13 protein-coding genes are annotated in these 19,358 nt (G+C 56.8%); 9 read left to right on the top strand and 4 right to left on the bottom strand.

What is annotated here, in order from left to right:
- The first annotated feature begins 198 nt into the window (after nt 1–198).
- A complete protein-coding gene (locus QPM17_RS09855) occupies nt 199–1,887 on the top strand; it encodes an HAD family hydrolase (protein ID WP_285390508.1) in 1,689 nt (562 codons plus the stop codon).
- 2 nt (nt 1,888–1,889) lie between these two features.
- Here the strand turns inward: QPM17_RS09855 and QPM17_RS09850 are convergent, their stop codons facing one another.
- Nucleotides 1,890–3,137 (bottom strand): substrate-binding periplasmic protein, encoded by a 1,248-nt coding sequence (locus QPM17_RS09850; protein WP_285390506.1) that lies wholly within the window; start codon nt 3,135–3,137, stop codon nt 1,890–1,892.
- A 120-nt stretch (nt 3,138–3,257) separates the two neighbouring features.
- On the opposite strand from QPM17_RS09850, the gene QPM17_RS09845 reads away from it, so the two are divergent.
- The 7 genes from QPM17_RS09845 (at nt 3,258) to QPM17_RS09815 (ending at nt 11,245) form a co-directional block, all read left to right on the top strand.
- Entirely contained in the window at nt 3,258–3,974 is a 717-nt protein-coding gene (locus QPM17_RS09845; RefSeq protein WP_285390504.1) for a response regulator, read from the top strand.
- Nucleotides 3,961–5,430, top strand: a complete 1,470-nt coding sequence (locus tag QPM17_RS09840; protein WP_285390503.1) for an ATP-binding protein — start codon at nt 3,961–3,963, stop codon at nt 5,428–5,430. The genes QPM17_RS09845 and QPM17_RS09840 overlap by 14 nt, the downstream gene beginning before the upstream one ends.
- Before the next feature lie 110 nt (nt 5,431–5,540).
- On the top strand, nt 5,541–6,977 hold the full coding sequence (locus tag QPM17_RS09835) for a carbohydrate porin (RefSeq protein ID WP_285390502.1): 1,437 nt from the start codon (nt 5,541–5,543) through the stop codon (nt 6,975–6,977).
- A 39-nt stretch (nt 6,978–7,016) separates the two neighbouring features.
- Nucleotides 7,017–8,276 (top strand): ABC transporter substrate-binding protein, encoded by a 1,260-nt coding sequence (locus tag QPM17_RS09830; protein ID WP_285390501.1) that lies wholly within the window; start codon nt 7,017–7,019, stop codon nt 8,274–8,276.
- Between the two features lie 54 nt (nt 8,277–8,330).
- The gene (locus QPM17_RS09825; RefSeq protein WP_285390500.1) at nt 8,331–9,257 is read left to right on the top strand and encodes a carbohydrate ABC transporter permease; all 927 of its coding nucleotides are present in this window, start codon (nt 8,331–8,333) and stop codon (nt 9,255–9,257) included.
- A complete protein-coding gene (locus QPM17_RS09820; protein WP_285390499.1) occupies nt 9,250–10,119 on the top strand; it encodes a carbohydrate ABC transporter permease in 870 nt (289 codons plus the stop codon). Before QPM17_RS09825 ends, QPM17_RS09820 begins: the two co-directional genes overlap by 8 nt.
- A gap of 7 nt (nt 10,120–10,126) precedes the next feature.
- Entirely contained in the window at nt 10,127–11,245 is a 1,119-nt protein-coding gene (locus QPM17_RS09815; RefSeq protein WP_285390498.1) for an ABC transporter ATP-binding protein, read from the top strand.
- 7 nt (nt 11,246–11,252) lie between these two features.
- Here the strand turns inward: QPM17_RS09815 and QPM17_RS09810 are convergent, their stop codons facing one another.
- Nucleotides 11,253–12,785, bottom strand: coding sequence for a cryptochrome/photolyase family protein (locus tag QPM17_RS09810; RefSeq protein WP_285390497.1), 1,533 nt, complete (start codon nt 12,783–12,785; stop codon nt 11,253–11,255).
- Nucleotides 12,786–13,134: 349 nt separating this feature from the next.
- On the opposite strand from QPM17_RS09810, the gene hemN reads away from it, so the two are divergent.
- Nucleotides 13,135–14,553: an oxygen-independent coproporphyrinogen III oxidase gene (hemN, locus tag QPM17_RS09805; protein WP_285390496.1), complete on the top strand. Its 1,419-nt coding sequence runs from the start codon at nt 13,135–13,137 to the stop codon at nt 14,551–14,553.
- Nucleotides 14,554–14,574: 21 nt separating this feature from the next.
- On the opposite strand, the gene QPM17_RS09800 is transcribed toward hemN, so the two are convergent.
- Together QPM17_RS09800 and QPM17_RS09795 are read right to left on the bottom strand one after the other, a co-directional pair.
- Entirely contained in the window at nt 14,575–17,304 is a 2,730-nt protein-coding gene (locus QPM17_RS09800; RefSeq protein WP_285390495.1) for an EAL domain-containing protein, read from the bottom strand.
- Entirely contained in the window at nt 17,301–19,337 is a 2,037-nt protein-coding gene (locus QPM17_RS09795; RefSeq protein ID WP_285390494.1) for a methyl-accepting chemotaxis protein, read from the bottom strand. Before QPM17_RS09795 ends, QPM17_RS09800 begins: the two co-directional genes overlap by 4 nt.
- Nucleotides 19,338–19,358: the final 21 nt, after the last annotated feature.

Raw genomic sequence — 19,358 nt, 5'->3', positions numbered from 1 at the left:
GCGAAACACAGATGCGCCCGTGTTTGGTGCGAAGGGCTCTGGGCGGGGCCAGGAAGGCGCAGGAGGGATTCGTGTCGCTATAACAAGTAATGCAAGTGACTGCGATAATGGGGAAGTGAGACGCGCTTTTTGTAGTCAGGCTGGAAATGGTTTTAACTGAACCAAGCAGGTACCTGATTCGGTTTCGGAGGAAAGTTCATGACCAGATTCAGCGATGGATTGCCCGCACCGTCGGTGCTGATGTTTGACTGGCATGGCACCCTGGTGGATACCCACGATGCCATGTTCAGCGCCATGGAAGAGATGCTGCCGCAACTGGAAGATCTGGGGCTGGTGGACCGGTTGTTACCCGAAGATAAGTGCCGCACGTCTGATGATGCCCGTCTGGTGCGTTACATCCGCATATTCCGGCGCCTGCATCCGCGCATTCTGGCGGAGCGTCGCGTCTCCCGCACCGAAATATTCAATGCCATCTTTGGTGACGACAAAGAGGCCAAACTGATCGCCCACGACGCCTACAACAATTGCTACAGAAAATATTTTGGAAAGGTGAAGCCCTTCCAGCAGGGCGCTTACGAGTATCTGACGGCCCTGAAAGCGATGGGTATTCGTCTGGCGGTGTCCACCAACCGCAACCGGGAGTTTCTGGACAAGGAACTGCAAATGGTGGATGAGGGGCGGTGGCAGAACCTGTTTGACGCCACGGTCTGTGCTGATGATGTGACCGAATATAAACCCGACCCCGAGGTAATCATTCGTGCCCTGGAGAAGCTGAATTTACCCGCGGATGAACGTGCCTGGTATGTGGGTGACAGTTACGTGGACATGCTCACCGCCAACCGTGCTGGTGTCTCCGGAGTGTTCTACAACGGTGCCTGTTGGGAATCCGGAAGGATTGACAGCTGGTTCAGCCATCGCGATGCCCCGTCAGCCATTCTCGACAGCTTTGAGGACCTGATCAATCTGCTGGCACTGCTGGAGAGGCGGGAGCCTGAGGCTTTTCAGGCAACCCCTGCCGAAGTCCGGCCACGACCGTACCCCCGCCCGGAACCACCGCAGCCACGGGTTGAACCTGACTGGCACCCGGCGGTTGTCAGCCTGATTCGTCCCTCGGTGGTGCTGTTCGACTGGCACGCTACCCTGGTGGACACTCTGGATGCCATGTACCACGCAGTGGACGACATGTTCCCTGAGTTCGAGGAGCTGGGCCTGATTGATCGCATGCTGGCGCCGGAAGACAGCAAAACCCCCGAGGACGCCCGCCTGGTGGCTTATGTGCGTGAGTTCGCCAGGTTGCATCCCAAGGTGCGGGCGGACCGCAAGATCTCACGCACGGATATTTTTGAAGTGCTGTTCGGTGAGGACCAGGATGCCAAACAGGTGGCTCATAAAGTATTCAACCGTCACTACCGTGAACATTACGGTACGGTGAAAGCTTTCGAACCCAAGGTGCGGGCGGTGCTTGAGGGCCTGCGGCGTATTGGCATTCAGGTGGGGGTGATTACCAACCGCGATCGGGAGTTCTTCGAGCATGAATTGGCCGCAGTGGAAGATACCGGCTGGACACACCTGTTTGATGTGGATGTGTGCGGTGATGACACTCCCTTGAGGAAACCCCATCCCGACCAGCTTTACCTCGCTGTGCAAAAACTGGATTACCCTCCGGACCCAAGTGTCTGGTATGTGGGTGACAGCACCACGGATGTGATTGCTGCCAAACGCGCTGGCATGACAGCCGTGTTTTTTAACGGTGCACAGTGGGACCTGCCCTGGCTGAACCGGATTTTCCCCGGCACGCACAAGCATCCGGACAAACCGGATGTGGTGGTCAATGACTTTTCGGAGTTCTGGGCACTGGTGTTGGCCTGTGAAATCGGGCCCCCGTAAGGTCAGTCTGTTTTGTCGGTCACCAGCACATTTTCTATGTCCAGCCCCAACACGATGATCCCCTGGGGAAGACTGTGGTTGACCGGCCCAACCGGTGCGCTCACGGTTACCTGGAAGCGGGAGGTTGAGGCATCGTAACGGATGTCTGACACGTACATTGCATCGTGCCCGGTCAAACCGGCCTTGAGGTTGTCCATAACGCGGATAAACTTGGGTTCGTCGCCCTGCCAGAAATCAGACGTAAGCTGGCTCATGGCGGCCACTGTCCCCAGGTTATTGGCCAGCAGAGCCTCGGTGACAATTTCCTTGTGGGTCAGCCTCCAGGCGTGCAGAGCCCGTGATCCAGGCAATTCAAGAATGGCTTTGGCAAGTTCCGTAGCGTGCCTTGGGGCAAGAGCCTGCCATTTGGTGTCGAAGTTCAGCACCGCCGTCAGACTTTCTACACGCGGACCGGCGTCGATGGCCTGTTGCAGGTTGATCATGCTGTTGATTTCGCTGAATAATCGCGCGGCCAGCTTTCTGATGCGCGCCTCTTCATCAACAGAGAGTGTGATCTGGCCTTCCATACAGGACGGCAGAAACTGGTTGAAGCTGGGCAGGAAGTCGGGGTTGTTGGCAGTGAAATTCTCGCTCAGATACAGATAGAGGGGAGCGTAGCGAAGAAAGTGTGCGTTCAGATTGCCGATGGTGGATCTATCTTTATCATGCAGGTTGCCCATGGCTCGCTGGTCCATGAGGGCTGCATCGATCCGTCCCCGCTCCAGCAGAGCGGGGAGTTGGCTCGGCGATGACACGCTCATGAAAACACTGTAATCGTTCGCCTCAAGCCAGGCTTCCTCGCTGCTGCCGTCGACAACACCGATTCGCGCGGATTCGGGCACCGCCCCTGATCCAGATGTGAAAAAATACCATTTCTCAAGAGTCACGGGCCTGCTTCGTTGCGCGGTGGCATCAAGTTCCGTGGAGGGGTCAATGGCAAAGTAACCGTCGATCAGGTTCCGGCGTAATGAGTGTTCGGCCCTGTTCTGCGGTATGACCCGTATGCGTGTTGACCAGCCCGCCTGGCTGGCCGCGCAGTTCACAGTGTCGACAGTTTCACCAATAACCTCTGCAATGCCGGCACCAGCCAGGACAGATGCCTGGTAAGGTGGCGAATCAAAGGTATAGAGATTGAGCACCGCGGGCTGCGCGTGACAGACAGAAGCCGTCGTTATACCGAGTACACCCAGTGCCAAAGGCCGAAGATCCATGGTGACCGATGCATCCATTCCGTTAATGAGGCTGAACTCAGCCTAGCACTGACGTGGGGCTTTTGCCTCACGACTTTTAGACATATGCTTGCACCCATGAATAACAATAAAGGCCTTCAAATGTCTGATGCAAAATCATCAATTCTTGTCGTGGACGACGACCTGGCCATTCGTGAGTTGCTGCATGAACACCTTTCCCGGGTTGGTTACGACGTGGCGACGGCTGCGGAGGGGGATAGCATGCGTCAACGGCTGGCGGAGTCCCCAGTGGACCTGATTGTTCTTGATGTCATGATGCCGGGGGACGATGGCTTCACGCTTTGCCGTGAAATCCGCGAGCACTCCCAGGTTCCCATTATCATGCTGACAGCAAGCTCCGATGAAACCGACCGGGTTGTGGGCCTGGAAATCGGCGCTGACGATTATCTGGCCAAACCGTTCAGTGCGCGAGAGCTGCAGGCCAGGGTAAAGGCACTGTTGCGGCGATCGAGTTTCACCCGGGCAGACAATCCCAGGTTTGTCCGCTTTGATCGCTGGCGGCTGGATACCCTGGCCCACGAACTTATCTCCGAGCAGGGCAAGGCTACGCCTCTGTCCGGTGCCGATTTTGCCCTGCTGCAGCTTTTTCTCGCTCACCCCAACGAAGTGCTGGACCGCGACACCATATCGGGGGTTACCCGTGGAAGGGAGTCCATGCCGCTGGATCGGGTTGTGGATGTGGCGGTCAGCCGCCTGCGCCAGCGCCTTGGGGATCAGGGGCGTAACCCCAGGCTGATCAAGACCGTGCGTGGTGCAGGGTATCTGCTGGCGGCAACGGTGACCCATGTCGCGGAATGAGTCAGGTGCGATTGATACCGGGCGCAAGGTCTGGCGTCTTGTCCCTTCGTCGCTTCTCGGTCGTATCCTGCTGCTAACGCTGTTGGCGATGGGCGTCGCTCAGGTGGTATCCAGTGTGATCTGGGTCGGGACCTTTCGTGCCCAGCAGGTTGAAGGGCTGGTTAATACTACCCGGAATCTCGCTGCTTCAGCCGCCGCGACCACGCAGTTTTTCAAATCCCTGCCGCTGGAATACCGGCATATTGTGTTGGATCAGCTCAGGGACATGGGCGGGTCACGATTTTTTGTCTCCCTCAACGACAAGCGCATCGAGATGCGCGCACTGCCGGATAGTGAGCGCAAGCAACTGGTCACAGAGGAAGTGAAGGCGGTGCTCAGAAGCCGCCTGGGCAAAGCGAGCAACCTGCATGTTGAATTCGTTCACCCCGATGACCTGCGAATCCTCAATACCCAGCTGCCGCTGGACGCGCTTCCCCGATCCTGGGCCCATTATGCCCTGACCCTGGAGCCTATCAAGCCGCCCGTTCTCGTGACCCAGGTGGAAGTGGCCGAGGGCGAGTGGCTTTATCTGGCTTCGTTGTTACCAGCGCCCTACGTGTCACTGGATGACGAAAGCATACCCGGCCAGCAGATTGTTTTTATCCTGGTGATGATTGGTGTGCTTTTCCCTGTGCTGGCGTGGTTGGTGCGTCGCCAGACACGACCACTGCATAAACTCGCCAGGGCAGCGCGGGACCTGCCACTGGACGAGTACCAGCCGCCACTGCGGGAACAGGGCAGTGCCGAGATTGTCGCGGTTACCCGCGGCTTCAACACCATGCGCAGGCGGCTGCAAAGTTATATCAGTGACAGGGACCAGTTGTTCCGGGCCATCTCTCACGACCTTAAAACGCCTATTACTAGGCTGCGCCTGCGTGTCGATCTGATTGATGATGACAATATCCGCGAACGGCTCGAGAGTGATCTGCAGGAGCTGGAGTTATTGGTAAAAGGTGCCCTGCAGAGCATGAAGGACACGGACATTCACGAGAATGTCGAGCTCGTTGATATCGATGGTATGTTACGTCGAATGGCGGAAGCGTATACCGGTGACAGCCCTCGTGTTGTAGTGGATGGACGCTGTGCCCCATACCGTGGCAAGCCCCTGGCACTCAAGCGCTGCCTGGGCAACCTGGTGGATAATGCGGTCAAATACGGAGAGTCGGCGACCATCTGTGTGGAAGACTCTCCCGAACAGTTGATCATTCACGTCCGGGATCACGGGCCGGGTATTCCCGAGGTAGAGCTCGGCCGGATTTTCGAGCCCTACTACCGCCTTGGTCAGGAGCACAGGAAAGGGCATGGTCTGGGCCTGGGCATTGCCCGCAACATTGCCCAGAGCCATGGTGGCGACCTCGAAATAGCCAATTGGTCTGGTGGTGGCCTGGACGTGACTCTCACGCTGCCACGACATTGAAATTTCCATGTAACAATCATGTTACATCGGCCTTTCAGTTTGATACTTATCCCCTCCGGGTATTGCCATAGACTCTGATGTTGCCAATACAACAAAAACAAGGAGTCATGATGAATACCTGTAAACCCTATCGTTCTGTATGGACCAGTGATGCCCTGAGTGGTCGCCGACTGGCGCTTGCCGTGAGTGTGGCCTCACTGGGGCTGCTTGCCAGCCACACACAGGCCCAGGAAAGCGTGGAAGACCGACTGTCAGCCCTGGAGCAGCAGTTGGCAGAGGTAGAACCCCATGCCCGGGGTGAAGAGGGCTTCTCCTTCAATACCTACGCACGTTCCGGGCTGCTACTGAACAACGAAGGCAAGAGCGCGCCCGGTGGCCCCTATCTCACACCGGCCGGTTCTGTCGGCGGGGCGGTTGGCCGGCTGGGTAACGAGCCGGACACCTACCTGGAAGCCATCCTCAATTACAAGACCGTGGCGGATAACGGCACAAAGGCCCATTACCGCCTGATGATCGCCGACTCCACCACCTCTTCAAACGACTGGACCGCTGGCGATGGCGCCCTGAACGTTCGCCAGGCCTATGTGGAATTCAGCAACCTCGCGAGCTTCACCGGTATTTTTGCGGATGCGTCCATCTGGGCCGGTAAGCGCTTTGACCGGGACCTTGATTTTGACATCCACTGGCTCGACAGCGATATCGTCTTCCTGGGGGGCACTGGTGCTGGTCTATACGACGTCACCTTCAGCGAGTCGGTGAAGTCCAACTTCTCACTCTACGGCCGCAGCTTCCTGGATTTTCCGTCCGACCCCGACACCACCGAAGGCACCTCGGACACTGACAACCTGATCCTCACTGCCAATAACTATTTCGGCAACGTTCAGTGGCTGATCAACGGCATGTCCGCGGCGGATAACGATGAGCGTGTGGTCGGGGGCGTTATGGAAGCTGCCGACACCGGTGTGCAAACCATGCTGGCTTATCACGGTGCCAGCTTCTTCGGTGTGTCTGACGGCAGCTTCAAGGTGGCACTGCTCCATGGTCAGGGCCTGGGTGCGGAGGTCAAGAATCTTGGCGCTGATGGCAACCTGCACGAAGACGCCGTCAGCACCCGCATAGCTGCCTACGGTACCACCCGGCTGAGCGATAGCTGGCGTATTGCCCCGGCCATCATGGCGGAAACCAGCAAGGACCGTTATGTGGAAGGGGATGAGTACCAGTGGCTGACTTTCAACACCCGCCTGGCCAACGAACTGGGGGCCAACTTCGAGATGCAGTACGAGGCCTCGTGGCAGATCATGGATCTGCAGACGGAAGGCTACGAGGGACGTGGTGATGTCGATGGCGACTATGCCCGTTTCACCATTGCACCGACCTTCAAGCCGCAGGTTGGTGGATTCTGGAATCGCCCGGAGATCCGTGTGTTCGCCAGCTACTCCACCTGGGACGATGAACTGAACCGTTATGACGGCGGCGATGCCCTGGGACAGGAAGACTTTGGCGGCAGCCAGTGGACCTTTGGCACACAGATGGAAGTCTGGTTCTGATACTCACAAACGTCTCCACTACAAAAACAAGGAGTCAATATGAATATTTTCAAGCGTCATCTCACAGCCCTGGCGGTATCTGCCGCCTTAATGCCGACAGCGGCCGTTCAGGCCGGTGAAGTGGAAGTTCTGCACTGGTGGACCGCCGGTGGTGAAGCGCGGGCCGCTGCAGCCCTGAAACAGATGATGGAAGAGCAGGGCCACACCTGGAAGGATTTCGCGGTGGCCGGTGGCGGTGGGGAAGCCGCCATGACTGTGCTGAAAACCCGTGCCGTGTCCGGTAACCCCCCTGCTGCTGCCCAGATCAAGGGGCTGGACATCCGTGAATGGGCGGAGCTCGGCTTTCTGACCAGCCTGGACAGTGTTGCCGAATCGGAGAACTGGGACCAGCTCATTCCGCCCATGATTTCAGACGTCATGAAATACGAAGGTGAATACGTGGCGGTACCCGTGAACGTGCATCGGGTGAACTGGTTATGGGTGAACCCGGATGTCATGGAAGATGCTGGCGTGGAAATCCCCACCACTCTGGACGAGTTCTTCGAAGTGGCCGACAAGCTCAAGGCCGAGGGGTACATTCCCCTGGCACATGGAGGGCAGCCCTGGCAGGACGCGACCGTGTTCGATGCGGTGGCACTTGCACAACTTGGCCCCGAGGATTACCGCAAGGCCTTTGTCGATCATGACATGGACGTGATCAACAGCGAAAAGATGGAAGAGGTCTTCTCTCAATTTGCCAGAGTAATGAGCTACGTGGACGACGATGCCGCGGGCCGGGACTGGAATACCGCAACCGGTATGGTGATTCGCGGTGAGGCCGCCATGCAGATCATGGGGGACTGGGCCAAGGGTGAGTTCACGGCTGCGGAGCTGACACCTGGTGAGGATTATCTGTGCGCGCCGGCGCCAGGCACTGCCGGGCAGTTCACGTTCAATGTGGACTCGTTTGCCATGTTCAGCCTGACGGAAGACGAAGATATCAAAGCCCAGAAGGATCTGGCACGTACCATTCTGGAACCTGAATTCCAGACCCTGTTCAACCAGAACAAGGGCTCCATACCGGTACGTACTGACATGGATATGGGGGCTTTTGACACCTGTGCCCAGGCATCCATGGAGACCTTCAGGTCGAGCGCCGAGGATGGCGGACTGGTGCCGAGCTTCTCCCATGGGCTGGCCACCACCAGCTACATCCAGGGCCAGATCTTCGATGTGGTCACCAACTTCGTCAACTCCAACAACCCGGACCCGGCAAAAACCACGGACCAACTGGCGGCAGCCATTCAGTCCGCAATGTAATGCCGTATCAGGCCGCCTGACGGGCGGCCTTCGGGTTCATTCGGGGGATTTCCCATGGAACATATTCAACGTCGCCCCACCGGGGTGGCCAGGGCATCGTCTGGCCTGATGGATGGCCTTCAGCGCTGGCTCCCCAAACTGGTGGTGGCACCAACGTTCATACTGATTGGCATTGGTATCTACGGATACATGCTATGGACCGGCGTATTGTCGTTCACCAATTCCAGCTTCCTGCCCAGCTATGATTTTGTCGGTCTTGCCCAATACGCCAAGCTGATGGAAAGCGAGCGCTGGCTGGTTGCTTCCCGGAATCTTGCGATTTTCGGGGGGCTGTTCATCGGCATCTGCCTGCTGATCGGAGTTGTGCTGGCTATTTTCCTGGACCAGCGCATCCGCCAGGAAGGTGCGATCCGGACTATCTATCTCTACCCCATGGCGCTGTCCATGATTGTAACGGGCACAGTCTGGCGCTGGATTCTGAACCCGAGCCTGGGACTGGAAAAACTGATGCACGACTGGGGCTGGACCTCCTTCAGTTTTGACTGGCTGGTGGACTCCGACTTTGCTATCTACACCATTGTGATGGCTGCTGTCTGGCAGGCTTCCGGCTTCGTGATGGCCCTGTTCCTGGCCGGTCTTCGTGGCGTGGACTCCTCCATTATGCGTGCCGCGCGGGTGGATGGCGCCAGCCTGCCGGTGATCTACTGGAAAATCATCCTGCCTTCCCTGCGGCCGGTATTCTTCAGCTCTGTGATGGTGCTGGCGCACATTGCCATCAAGAGTTTTGACCTGGTGATGGCCATGACCTCCGGTGGCCCGGGCTACTCCACAGACCTGCCGGCGGTGTTCATGTACGCCCACACCTTTACCCGCGGCCAGATGGGCCTGGGCTCTGCCAGCGCCATGCTGATGCTGGGTGCCATTCTCGCCCTGCTGGTGCCCTACCTGTACTCCGAACTGAGGGAGAAGCGCCATGACTGATGTGGTTCGTACCGGCTTTCGCCCCAGCCGCATTGCCATCTATGGGGTGCTGCTACTGGCATGCCTGGTGTACCTGATTCCGTTGATCATCATGCTGATCACCAGCTTCAAGACACCCATGGATATCCGTACCGGCAACCTGCTGGCTTTGCCGACGGACTGGACAGTGATGGGCTGGACCAAGGCCTGGTCCGAAGCCTGTACCGGTGTGCAATGTGAAGGGGTCAGAGGGTTTTTCTGGAACTCGTTCAAGATGACGGTACCGGCGGTGCTGATTTCCACACTGCTGGGCGCCTTCAATGGTTACGTGTTGTCCAAGTGGAAGTTCAAGGGCTCTGACCTGATGTTTGGCATGCTGCTGTTCGGCTGCTTTGTGCCGTTCCAGGTCGTCCTGCTGCCCATGGCAGCCACGCTGGGTAAATTAGGGCTGGCGAACACCACGGCCGGGCTGGTGCTGGTGCATGTGATCTACGGTGTGGCGTTTACCACACTGTTTTTCCGCAACTACTACGTGGCCGTTCCTGATGCGCTGGTGAAAGCGGCCAGGCTCGACGGCGCCGGCTTTTTTACCATTTTCTTCCGCATCCTGCTGCCCCTGTCCACACCGATTTTCATGGTGTCACTGATCTGGCAGTTCACCCAGATCTGGAATGACTTCCTGTTTGGTGTGGTTTTCGCCAGCGGCGACAGCCAGCCGATAACGGTGGCCCTGAACAATCTGGTGAACACCAGTACCGGGGTGAAGGAATACAACGTGGATATGGCCGCCGCCATGATCGCCGCGCTGCCGACACTGGTGGTGTACATCGTGGCAGGCAAGTACTTCATACGCGGCCTGACGGCCGGCTCGGTTAAAGGGTAAAACAACAATGTCACAACTCGAACTGCGGGACATCCGCAAGACTTACGCAGGCGCCCTGGACGAGACGCTCAAGGGCATCAATATAGACATCGCATCCGGTGAGTTTCTCACCCTGGTGGGCCCATCCGGGTGTGGTAAATCCACGCTGATGAACAGCATCGCCGGCCTGGAAACCATTACCGGCGGGTCCATCGTGGTGGATGGCAAGGATATATCCGGCATGGAGCCAAAGGACCGGGACATCGCCATGGTGTTCCAGTCCTACGCACTGTACCCCACCATGTCGGTGCGCGAGAACATTGCCTTCGGCCTCAAGATCCGTGGCATGCCGAAAGAGGAAATTCGCCAGGAAGTGGAACGCGTGGCAGACCTGCTGCAGATATCCCCCTTGCTGGATAAAAAGCCCTCCCGGCTTTCCGGTGGGCAACAGCAGCGTGTGGCCATGGGGCGTGCGCTGGCTCGCCGGCCAAAGATCTATCTGTTTGACGAGCCGCTTTCAAACCTGGACGCCAAGCTGCGGGTGGAGATGCGCACCGAGATCAAGAAGCTGCATCAGCGCCTCAAAACCACCATTGTGTACGTCACCCACGACCAGATCGAGGCCATGACCCTGGCGGACCGGATTGCCGTGCTCAAGGACGGTGAGTTGCAGCAACTTGGGACACCCAAGGAAGTCTACGACACACCGGAGAATCTGTTCGTTGCCAGTTTCATGGGCTCGCCTTCCATGAGCTTTATTGACGTGACGGTTGAGCGGTCCGACACCGGGTTGTCGGTTACGGTTGAAGGCAGTGACGGCCGAACACTTGCGCTGCCGGTACCAGAGTATCTCGAGAACTGGGCAGGAAATCGGGTGGTGCTTGGTATTCGCCCGGAACACATAAGCCAGCCTGACGAGCAGAAAAGGGATAACATGATGGTGGAAGAAGGCCGGTTCACGGTGGAGGTCACCGAACCGACCGGACCGGATGTGATCGCAGTTATCCGTCTGAACGGTATTGACGTGCAGTGCCGGCTGGACGCAGAACACCCGGTGGAGTGGGGCGAAGACGCCGAACTCATGTTCGACATGAGAAAGGTCGTGTTCTTCGACCCGCAGAGCGAGAAACGTATCCGCCCGCAATGAGGGGCAGTCAGATCTGCTCCAGCCTTGCCAACAGATCCTCGGCACGCTGGAGCAGCGCTTGCCGTCTTTCCGGGCTCTGTTTGTCCCAGTTCCGGTACATCATGCCCATACGTGGATTGTTGGCAAAATCGTCCCTGTGACGATCGATGAAGTGCCAGTACAGGGCGTTGAACGGGCAGGCATCCTCTTCCGTGGATTTGTTCACCCTGTAGTGGCAGTTGCTGCAGTGGTCTGACATCCGCTGGATATACTTGCCACTGGCAGCGTAGGGTTTCGAACCCAGATAGCCGCCATCCGCGTGCATCACCATGCCAAGCACATTGGGCAGCTCCACCCAGTCGTAGGCATCCGCATACACCGCCAGATACCAGTCACAGATCTCCTCTGGCCTGACGCCGGCCAGCAGCGCAAAATTGCCGGTGACCATCAGCCGCTGAATGTGGTGGGCGTAGGCGTTGCGGCGAGTGGCATCAATGGCTTTGTGCATGCAGCGCATCTTCGTTTCCCCCGTCCAGTAGAACCAGGGCAGGGCGCGGGTATTGCCGAGCCGGTTTTCCCAGGCATACGCCGGCATGTTCATCCAGTAGATGCCCCGCACAAACTCACGCCAGCCCAGAATCTGTCGGATAAACCCCTCCACCGCATTGATCGGCGCACGTCCCGCATGCCAGGCTCGCGCCGCGGCTTCGCAAACCGCCAGCGGATCAAGAAGACCACAGTTAATATAAGGCGAAAGAATCGAATGGAACAGCCAGTCCTCGTCATCGGACATGGCATCCTGAAAGTCCCCGAAACAGGGCAGGGCAAAATCGATAAAATAATCCAGCGCCTGCTCCGCGCCTTCCGGCGTCACAGCGAAGTGAAAGTCCTCCGTGGTGCCGAAATGATCGGCAAAGTGCTCCTCTATCAGCTCAATCACCTCCCGCGTCACCTCATCGGGTTCCACCCGAAAGGGCGCGGGAGCCGCCGGCTTGCCCGTCCACTTGCGCCGGTTATCCGCATCAAAGTTCCACTGCCCACCCTCTGGCTTGCCATCGGGAGTCATCAACAACCCCGTTTTCCGCCGCATTTCCCGGTAGAAGAACTCCATTCGCACCTGTTTACGCCCCTTCGCCCAGTCCGCAAATTCCTGCTTGCTGGCAATAAAACGGGAATCCGGGCGGATCTCCACCGGGACCCCAAGCCGTTCGTGCCACTGGCTGATCTGATCATGCAGACGCCACTCGCCACATTCCGTGGTGATCACCCTGCCTGCGCCGGTCTCTCTGAGCTGGCTGGCGATAACCGCCTCCAGACTCTTCGCCTCGTTTTCCGGGTGGTAAGCCTGATAGTGAACCTGCCAGCCATCGGCTTCCAGGCGTTGGGCGAAATGGCGCATGGCGCTGAACAGCAGCACCAGCTTTTTCCTGTGGTGATTGGTGTAGCTCGCTTCGTCATGAACCTCCGCCATCACGATCCTGTCCCTTTTTTGGTCAGCGTTTTCGAGGGCGCTGATGTCGGTGGTCAGTTGGTCGCCAAGAACTAAAATCAGGTTTGCCATGGCAGAAGGTAGGCTCCGTTAATTGGTTTGCAGGCGAGCAGCGTAGTGAGGTAAGCGGAGGGAGCCCCTGGCAAAATCGTGCGTAGCCATGGATGGCGGAGCCGAGCGTACACGGACGTATTCACAGCGTATTTTGCCAGGGGCTCCCTCCGCTTGCCGGGCGGCAATCACCGATCATTCCCCATAAGGGGTAGCAAAAGTACGCCAAGAGCCCAAGGGTGGTTCATACAATGGGCTGGTAAACTGAAAACATCGGTCAGCTGACCCGCATCAAACGGCGTAATGCTGGAATGCCCTAGAATACCGGCAAATCCCGGATGACCCCGTTTTCGACACCAGAGTTTCTATTATGACTTCCACCGCCCCACTCCAAACCAACGAATCCACCCTCCCGGAATTCATCTGGGACGAAGCACTGATCCGCCGCTACGACCTCAGCGGCCCGCGCTACACCTCCTATCCAACCGCGGTGGAATTCAACCAGAACTACCCGGTGGAAGACATGGTAAAGGCAGCCGCCCGCAGCAAGGCGAGCAACCGGCCGTTGTCGCTATACACGCACCTGCCATTCTGCGCGCACCTCTGCTACTACTGCGCCTGCAACAAGGTGATCACCAAGAAGCGCGACAAGGCCATGCCCTACGTGGAACGGGTGCTGAAGGAAGCCGCGATCCAGTCCCGCCTGTTTGGCGCAGACAGACCGGTGAAACAGCTGCACTGGGGTGGCGGTACACCCACCTTCCTGCCAAAGGATGTTATGGAGCACCTGATGGCAGGCTACGGCGAACTGTTCAACCTGCAGACCGGTGACGACCGGGACTACAGCGTAGAGATCGACCCACGTGAAGTGGACCAGGACACTTTACCGACACTATGGGATCTGGGCTTCAACCGCATCAGCCTTGGGGTGCAGGATGTGAATCCAAAGGTGCAGAAAGCCGTTAACCGCATCCAGCCCAGGGAAATGACCGAGGCCGTATTGAACGAAGCCCGGCGACTCGGTTTCCGCTCCATCAATCTGGACCTGATCTACGGGCTGCCACACCAGACACCGGAGAGCTTTGCAGAAACCCTCGAGGCTGTGATCGAGATGTCCCCGGACCGGCTCTCGGTTTTCAGTTATGCCCACCTGCCGGACCGTTTCTACCCGCAAACCCGGATTTTGTCGGATACCCTGCCCACGCCACAACAGAAGCTAACCATTCTGCATAACACCATCAACCGGTTACTGGAGGCAGGTTACGAATACATCGGCATGGACCATTTTGCCAAGCCCGACGACAGCCTGGCGGTGGCCCAGCAGGAAGGCCGGTTGCACCGGAATTTCCAGGGTTATACCACACATTCCGATTGTGACCTGGTTTCTCTCGGTGTTTCCGCGATAGGTCAGACCGATGATGCCTACTTCCAGAACAACCACGACCTGCCATCCTGGGAAGCCGCTATCGATGCCGGACAGCTCGCCATCACCAAGGGCGTGAACCTGACCCGGGATGATCGCATCCGCCGCTGGGTTATCGGCCAGCTGATCTGCCAGTTCCGGCTGGATCGCCAGCAGTTTTCCAGCGAGTGGGGAGAGAACCTGGATCGCTACTTCAGCGATGAACTGAGCCGCCTCAAGCCGATGATTCAGGATGAGCTGATTGCCGATGATGGTAACGCGCTCCAGGTTCAGCCTGCAGGCCGCCTGCTGATTCGGGCTATCTGCCAGATCTTTGATCTGTACCGGAAGGAAGGAGCGAGTCAGCGATTCTCGCGGATCATCTGAAACGCGCCGGTGAAGCCGGGATTACCGTACCTGCCAGGTTGCCGGTGGTTCCCATGCCTCCATCCACGACACGAACTCCTCTGGAGGCATGGGCCGGGCAATCCCGAAGCCTTGGGCGTTGATGCAGCCCATGGAGATCAGGGTGCTGCCCTGCTCCTCAGTTTCAACGCCTTCTGCAATGACGTCGAAGCTGAAAGCGGTTGCCAGGCCGATAATGCCTCTGACGATCGCCCTGTCGCCTGCATCATTCTCCATATCACGAACAAAGGTCTGGTCTATTTTCAGGCTATCTGCCGGCAACCGCTTGAGATACTCGAGAGACGAAAAGCCTGTACCGAAATCATCCAGCGAAATGCTGACACCCAGGTTCTGGCATTCGCTCAGTACTTCTCCCGCCCGCTGGATATCGTTTATCGCAACGCTTTCAAGAATTTCCAGCTCCAGGCTGCCAGGGTCAAATCCGGGATGCCGCCGGATGCACGCATCCAGAGATTCAGTGAACCCCGGGTCAAGCAGCTGCAGTGCATTTACGTTTACGCTTACTTTTACATTAATACCTGCGGATTTCCATTGCTCAATCCGGGAGATGGCAGTTTCAATTACCCAGTTTCCTATCATGATGGAGAATGGATGCTGTTCAATGCGTGGCAGGAATTCTCCCGGTGGCACCAGGCCTCGAACAGGGTCTTGCCAGCGAAGCAACGCTTCCAGTCCCAGCAGTTCGCCGGTCACCATGTTTACTTTAGGCTGGTAGTAAAGGCGCAGTTCATTGCTGGTGATAGCTCTCTCAAGTCGCCGGATTAATAGAGATAGTAGGTTTTGATTATGTCCGTTCTGCGAGTCATACCAACTTAGGCAAGAACGGCCATTGTGCTTGGACTGGTGGAGCGCCTGTGTTGCATGGCGAATCAGAGCGTCAGCATCACCTGTGTCTGAGGGGAAGACCGTAGCACCGATGCTGGCGGTCAGAGTCACAGAATGGCCGTGGAGCACAAACGGTTCAGATAGCTCTTGCTCTACTCGCTCAAGCACCTGAGCTGCCTGGTCTGGCGCGTCGAGTGCTTCAATCACCAGAAAAAATTCATCGCCTCCAGTACGAGCGAGCGAGTCACCGTCCCGGAGTAGCGAACGGAGGCGCTTGCTTACAAGCACCAGCACCTCATCACCGAAGGCATACCCGAATTGATCATTAATCTGCTTGAGATGGTCCAAGTCGAGACAAGCCAGAATAATCTGCTTGTCTTCCCGCTTTGACAGATGAAGAGCATGCTCCAGGCGGTCTCTGAGCAACATCTGGTTGGGTAGCCCGGTTAGAGGGTCATGATAGGATCGATATTCCAGTTGCCGCTGATGCTCGAATGCCCGATCAGTTGTGTCGAAAGAGACGGCAACGTAGTAGCGAGTGCTTCCATGACGGTTTCTGATTTCATTGATGGTGGTGAGTTCGGCATAGAGCTCGCCGTTTTTCCGGCGATTCCAGAGCTCGCCCTGCCAGGTTCCGTGTTGCTTCAGTTCACGCCAGAATGTTTTATAGGAGTTATGATCCTGCCGCCCTGATTTCAGTATGCTGGGGTTTTTACCCAAGGCTTCGGCGCGGGTATAACCAGTAATACGGCTGAACGCATTGTTTACCTCTACAATCCGTGCCCGGGCATCGGTAACAATAATACTGTCGTTGGTGTGTTCGAAGACTGCCTCGGTAAGCTGAAAACGGGCCTTGATGTGCCGAAAAATGAGAAAAGTGAGGGTAAGCGCGGCCATTAGTATCAGCGGCGAAATGATGACATATCGCCACAACTCATATTGTGCCGCGGCCAGTTTTTCGTGGGTGTCTGTCAGAATGGTCTTGACAAGCTCGTTCTCGACCGGGCCAATTTTCTGCATCCGTTCAGACTGCCAGTTAAACCATCGTTCCGGCGAGGTCCCTGCCATAAGAAGTTGCCTGCCGGTTGGACTGAAGAGCTGATCACGAAAATCTTTCGCAGCTGATTCAAGGGATAGGGACAAGGCGAGGTCAGCTGTATTGACCTGACTTTGGAAGCTGATCAATGCAGTCTGTTGCCCTCCGGAGAGACGGTGCAATGTCCCTAGCTGTTCCTCTGTTAGCTTTGTGGTGGCTAGTGCCCGGGATATAATTAACCGCTCCTTTCCAAGGAGCTCCTTTAACCGGATGAGAATGAAATAGGCGTTGAGCTTTCTCGCTATCTGGGCGTTATCGGCCTGACCTGATAGTCGCGTGATCAGTCCGTTGATTCTTTCGATATGCCGGGTGTAATACAGCAGCATATCGTCAGCGGAGACCTGCCGGAAATCAATGCGTTGCCGGATCTCCGGAAGCTTTGCAAGACTCCGGCCGATGTCACTGAAAGCAAGAGCAAAACCGGAAGGTTGCTGCTGGTTCATGGGGGCGGTCAGCGTGCTCTGAAAGGAGCCGAGGAATTTATCAGTTTCCCTGCGGGCAGGCTCCAACTGCTGTACCTGAATGGCATTAAGTCCATCAAGATAGATGGCGCTGAGGCCCCTCTCACTCTGCACGGATCCAACCAGCAGGCCTGCTTCTACAGCAAGGTTGGTATTGCGCTCCAGTTGTTTCATATTGTCGACTGTCTGGTAAAGATCAATCCCACGAGAGACGGACATCCAGATGATGGCGATCACCGGTAGTATAAGTGCCAGCAGGAATCTGACAGACAGCGGCAGCCGGTCAAATTCCTCCAGCAGTTTCTCTGCGAGGTGGCTTGGCTTCTTCAACTTTGGTAGGCCAGCTCATGGACTCTGAACTCATTAGCCAAGTCCTGAAGCTGGCGCGCGAGCCGCGCCTGTTCGCCGGTTACCTGGGTGATCTCCTGAGAACCGGTCAGCGTCAGAATGGCCGATTCACTGACGGACTCCATATTGCCGGCAAGCTCTCGTGTCACTGACACCTGTTCCTCAGAGGCAGTGGCAATCTGGGAAGCCATGTCAGAGATACGGCTTATGTCGCCAAGGATGTCAGCAAACGTCTGTTCCAGTTCCGAGGCCTGCTCACTGGTTTCACTGGCCAGTTTGTGGCTGGCGGTAATGGAGCGGCTGGCGCTATCAGTGATATCCTTGAAGCCGTTGATGATATCTTCAATTTTGGTGGTGGACTCATGGGTTTGCCGGGCGAGAGTACGCACCTCATCGGCGACCACAGCAAAACCACGGCCATGCTCTCCTGCACGGGCGGCTTCGATGGCGGCATTCAGGGCGAGCAGATTGGTCTGATCCGCCACCTGGCGAATCACATCCACCACATCGCTGATGGTGGAGCCGCGGCGTTCAAGTTCCTCGATCACCTTGTTCACTTCCTGCACCGAGGTGGCCAGGGAACGAATTCTGCTCACACTACCGTGCAATACCTCCTCGCCGGTTCTGCTCTTTTCCATTGCGCTGTTGGCGGCATCGGCGACTTGCTGGGTATTGCGGGATATCTCCTCAGAAGTGGCAGACATCTCCTCGGTTGCAGCGGCAACCTGCTCGATCTGTTGCTGCTGACTTTTTACTTGGCGGGCATTCTGGTCCGCCGTGGAACTGGTCTCTTCGGTGGCTGTTGCCAACTGGATGCTGGCCCTGTCAATGTGCTGGAGGGCACTGCCGAAACGGCCGAACAGTTCATTGATGGCCTTGCCGATAACGCCTACTTCGTCGTCGCTGGAAATGGACACCTGACGAGTTAGGTCTTTGTTATCCATCACAAACTGAACGGCTGCAAGAAGTTCGGCGACCTGACGGTTAATGGCCCTGATAATGAACAGCACCAGCAGTAGAACGGTCAAGACTGCGGCTGCGGCAATTCCCGATGCAATTATCAGGCTATTACGGGCATCGGTAACGCCTTCAGTAGCCACGTCCCTAACCTGAGACAGCATTTCCGTCCGCACCTGGTTCAGGTTCCCGATGCGCTGGGTGGTGGTTGTGAACCAGTCTGCCGCGCTCAGTGCATGCATGCCGGATGGGTTGCTGAACAGGGTTCTGCGTTTTTCTTCCAGGGACTGACTGACAGGGTTAGATGTCTGCTTTTCCATAGTCGCGCGCAGGGAAGAATTGGACGGAAGCATCGCCAGGGCTTGCGCGAAATAGGCTTCCTGTTGTCCGCCAAGATTGGCAACCTGGCGCACGTAGGGCAGATCAAAGTCGCCACTGCGAATCAATGAGGCGCCTGTCGCGCGTTCCCGGCCGGCCATTTCGGCAACTCCAGAAAGTGCATAGTAGGCGTTTACTTCGCGGGTCAACCCTGCATCGGTTGAATGGCGAATGATTAGGGGAATCTGATCAACCATCGCCATAATCATGGTGGTATATCGCGAGGCTGATTCACCGGCGGTTATGCTCCGGCTGTCCACAGAGCTGCGCAGGGACTCGAGATTCTTCAGTCCCTGGCTGACAGACTGCACGCTTGCTTCGACACTGCTATCAAAGCTTGTTTCAGCCATTAGGGCATTGATTTTTTTGCGATAGTCCAAAATACGGGTGTCAGTTTGCCGCCGTTGCTCTTCCAACTTGCCCTTGGCCTGGCGGGCGGCATCACTACCTGGTTGGCTAGCAAAGAATACAGCAGATCGACCGCGCTCCTTCTGCAGTGTCTCGGTCAGGGGATCACCAGCTTCCGCCAGTTCTACCATGGAGCGCAATTGGCGCATGTCGCTCAGTTCGCTGTAGTTCAGTTCAATGCTCTTAAAGGCGAAGTACATAATGACAAGCAGCGCAGGCACCACCAAAGTAACAAGTTTGCCTCGCATTGAAAGATTGTTGATAAGGTTCATAATTGCCACTTGGTTAGTTAG

It is taken from the genome of Marinobacter azerbaijanicus (genome assembly GCF_030250645.1).
Taxonomy (GTDB): domain Bacteria; phylum Pseudomonadota; class Gammaproteobacteria; order Pseudomonadales; family Oleiphilaceae; genus Marinobacter; species Marinobacter azerbaijanicus.
Note: the sequence above shows the minus strand (reverse complement) of the source record. Positions and strands in the feature narration are given on the sequence as shown.

Excerpts from the sequence above, each read along its gene's own strand:
- QPM17_RS09835 (WP_285390502.1), top strand. The coding sequence starts at position 5,541 with ATGAATACCTGTAAACCCTATCGTTCTGTATGGACCAGTGATGCCCTG.
- hemN (WP_285390496.1), top strand. The coding sequence starts at position 13,135 with ATGACTTCCACCGCCCCACTCCAAACCAACGAATCCACCCTCCCGGAA.
- QPM17_RS09825 (WP_285390500.1), top strand. The coding sequence starts at position 8,331 with ATGGAACATATTCAACGTCGCCCCACCGGGGTGGCCAGGGCATCGTCT.
- QPM17_RS09850 (WP_285390506.1), bottom strand. The coding sequence starts at position 3,137 with ATGGATCTTCGGCCTTTGGCACTGGGTGTACTCGGTATAACGACGGCT.
- QPM17_RS09810 (WP_285390497.1), bottom strand. The coding sequence starts at position 12,785 with ATGGCAAACCTGATTTTAGTTCTTGGCGACCAACTGACCACCGACATC.
- QPM17_RS09795 (WP_285390494.1), bottom strand. The coding sequence starts at position 19,337 with ATGAACCTTATCAACAATCTTTCAATGCGAGGCAAACTTGTTACTTTG.
- QPM17_RS09840 (WP_285390503.1), top strand. The coding sequence starts at position 3,961 with ATGTCGCGGAATGAGTCAGGTGCGATTGATACCGGGCGCAAGGTCTGG.
- QPM17_RS09845 (WP_285390504.1), top strand. The coding sequence starts at position 3,258 with ATGTCTGATGCAAAATCATCAATTCTTGTCGTGGACGACGACCTGGCC.
- QPM17_RS09820 (WP_285390499.1), top strand. The coding sequence starts at position 9,250 with ATGACTGATGTGGTTCGTACCGGCTTTCGCCCCAGCCGCATTGCCATC.
- QPM17_RS09815 (WP_285390498.1), top strand. The coding sequence starts at position 10,127 with ATGTCACAACTCGAACTGCGGGACATCCGCAAGACTTACGCAGGCGCC.
- QPM17_RS09855 (WP_285390508.1), top strand. The coding sequence starts at position 199 with ATGACCAGATTCAGCGATGGATTGCCCGCACCGTCGGTGCTGATGTTT.
- QPM17_RS09830 (WP_285390501.1), top strand. The coding sequence starts at position 7,017 with ATGAATATTTTCAAGCGTCATCTCACAGCCCTGGCGGTATCTGCCGCC.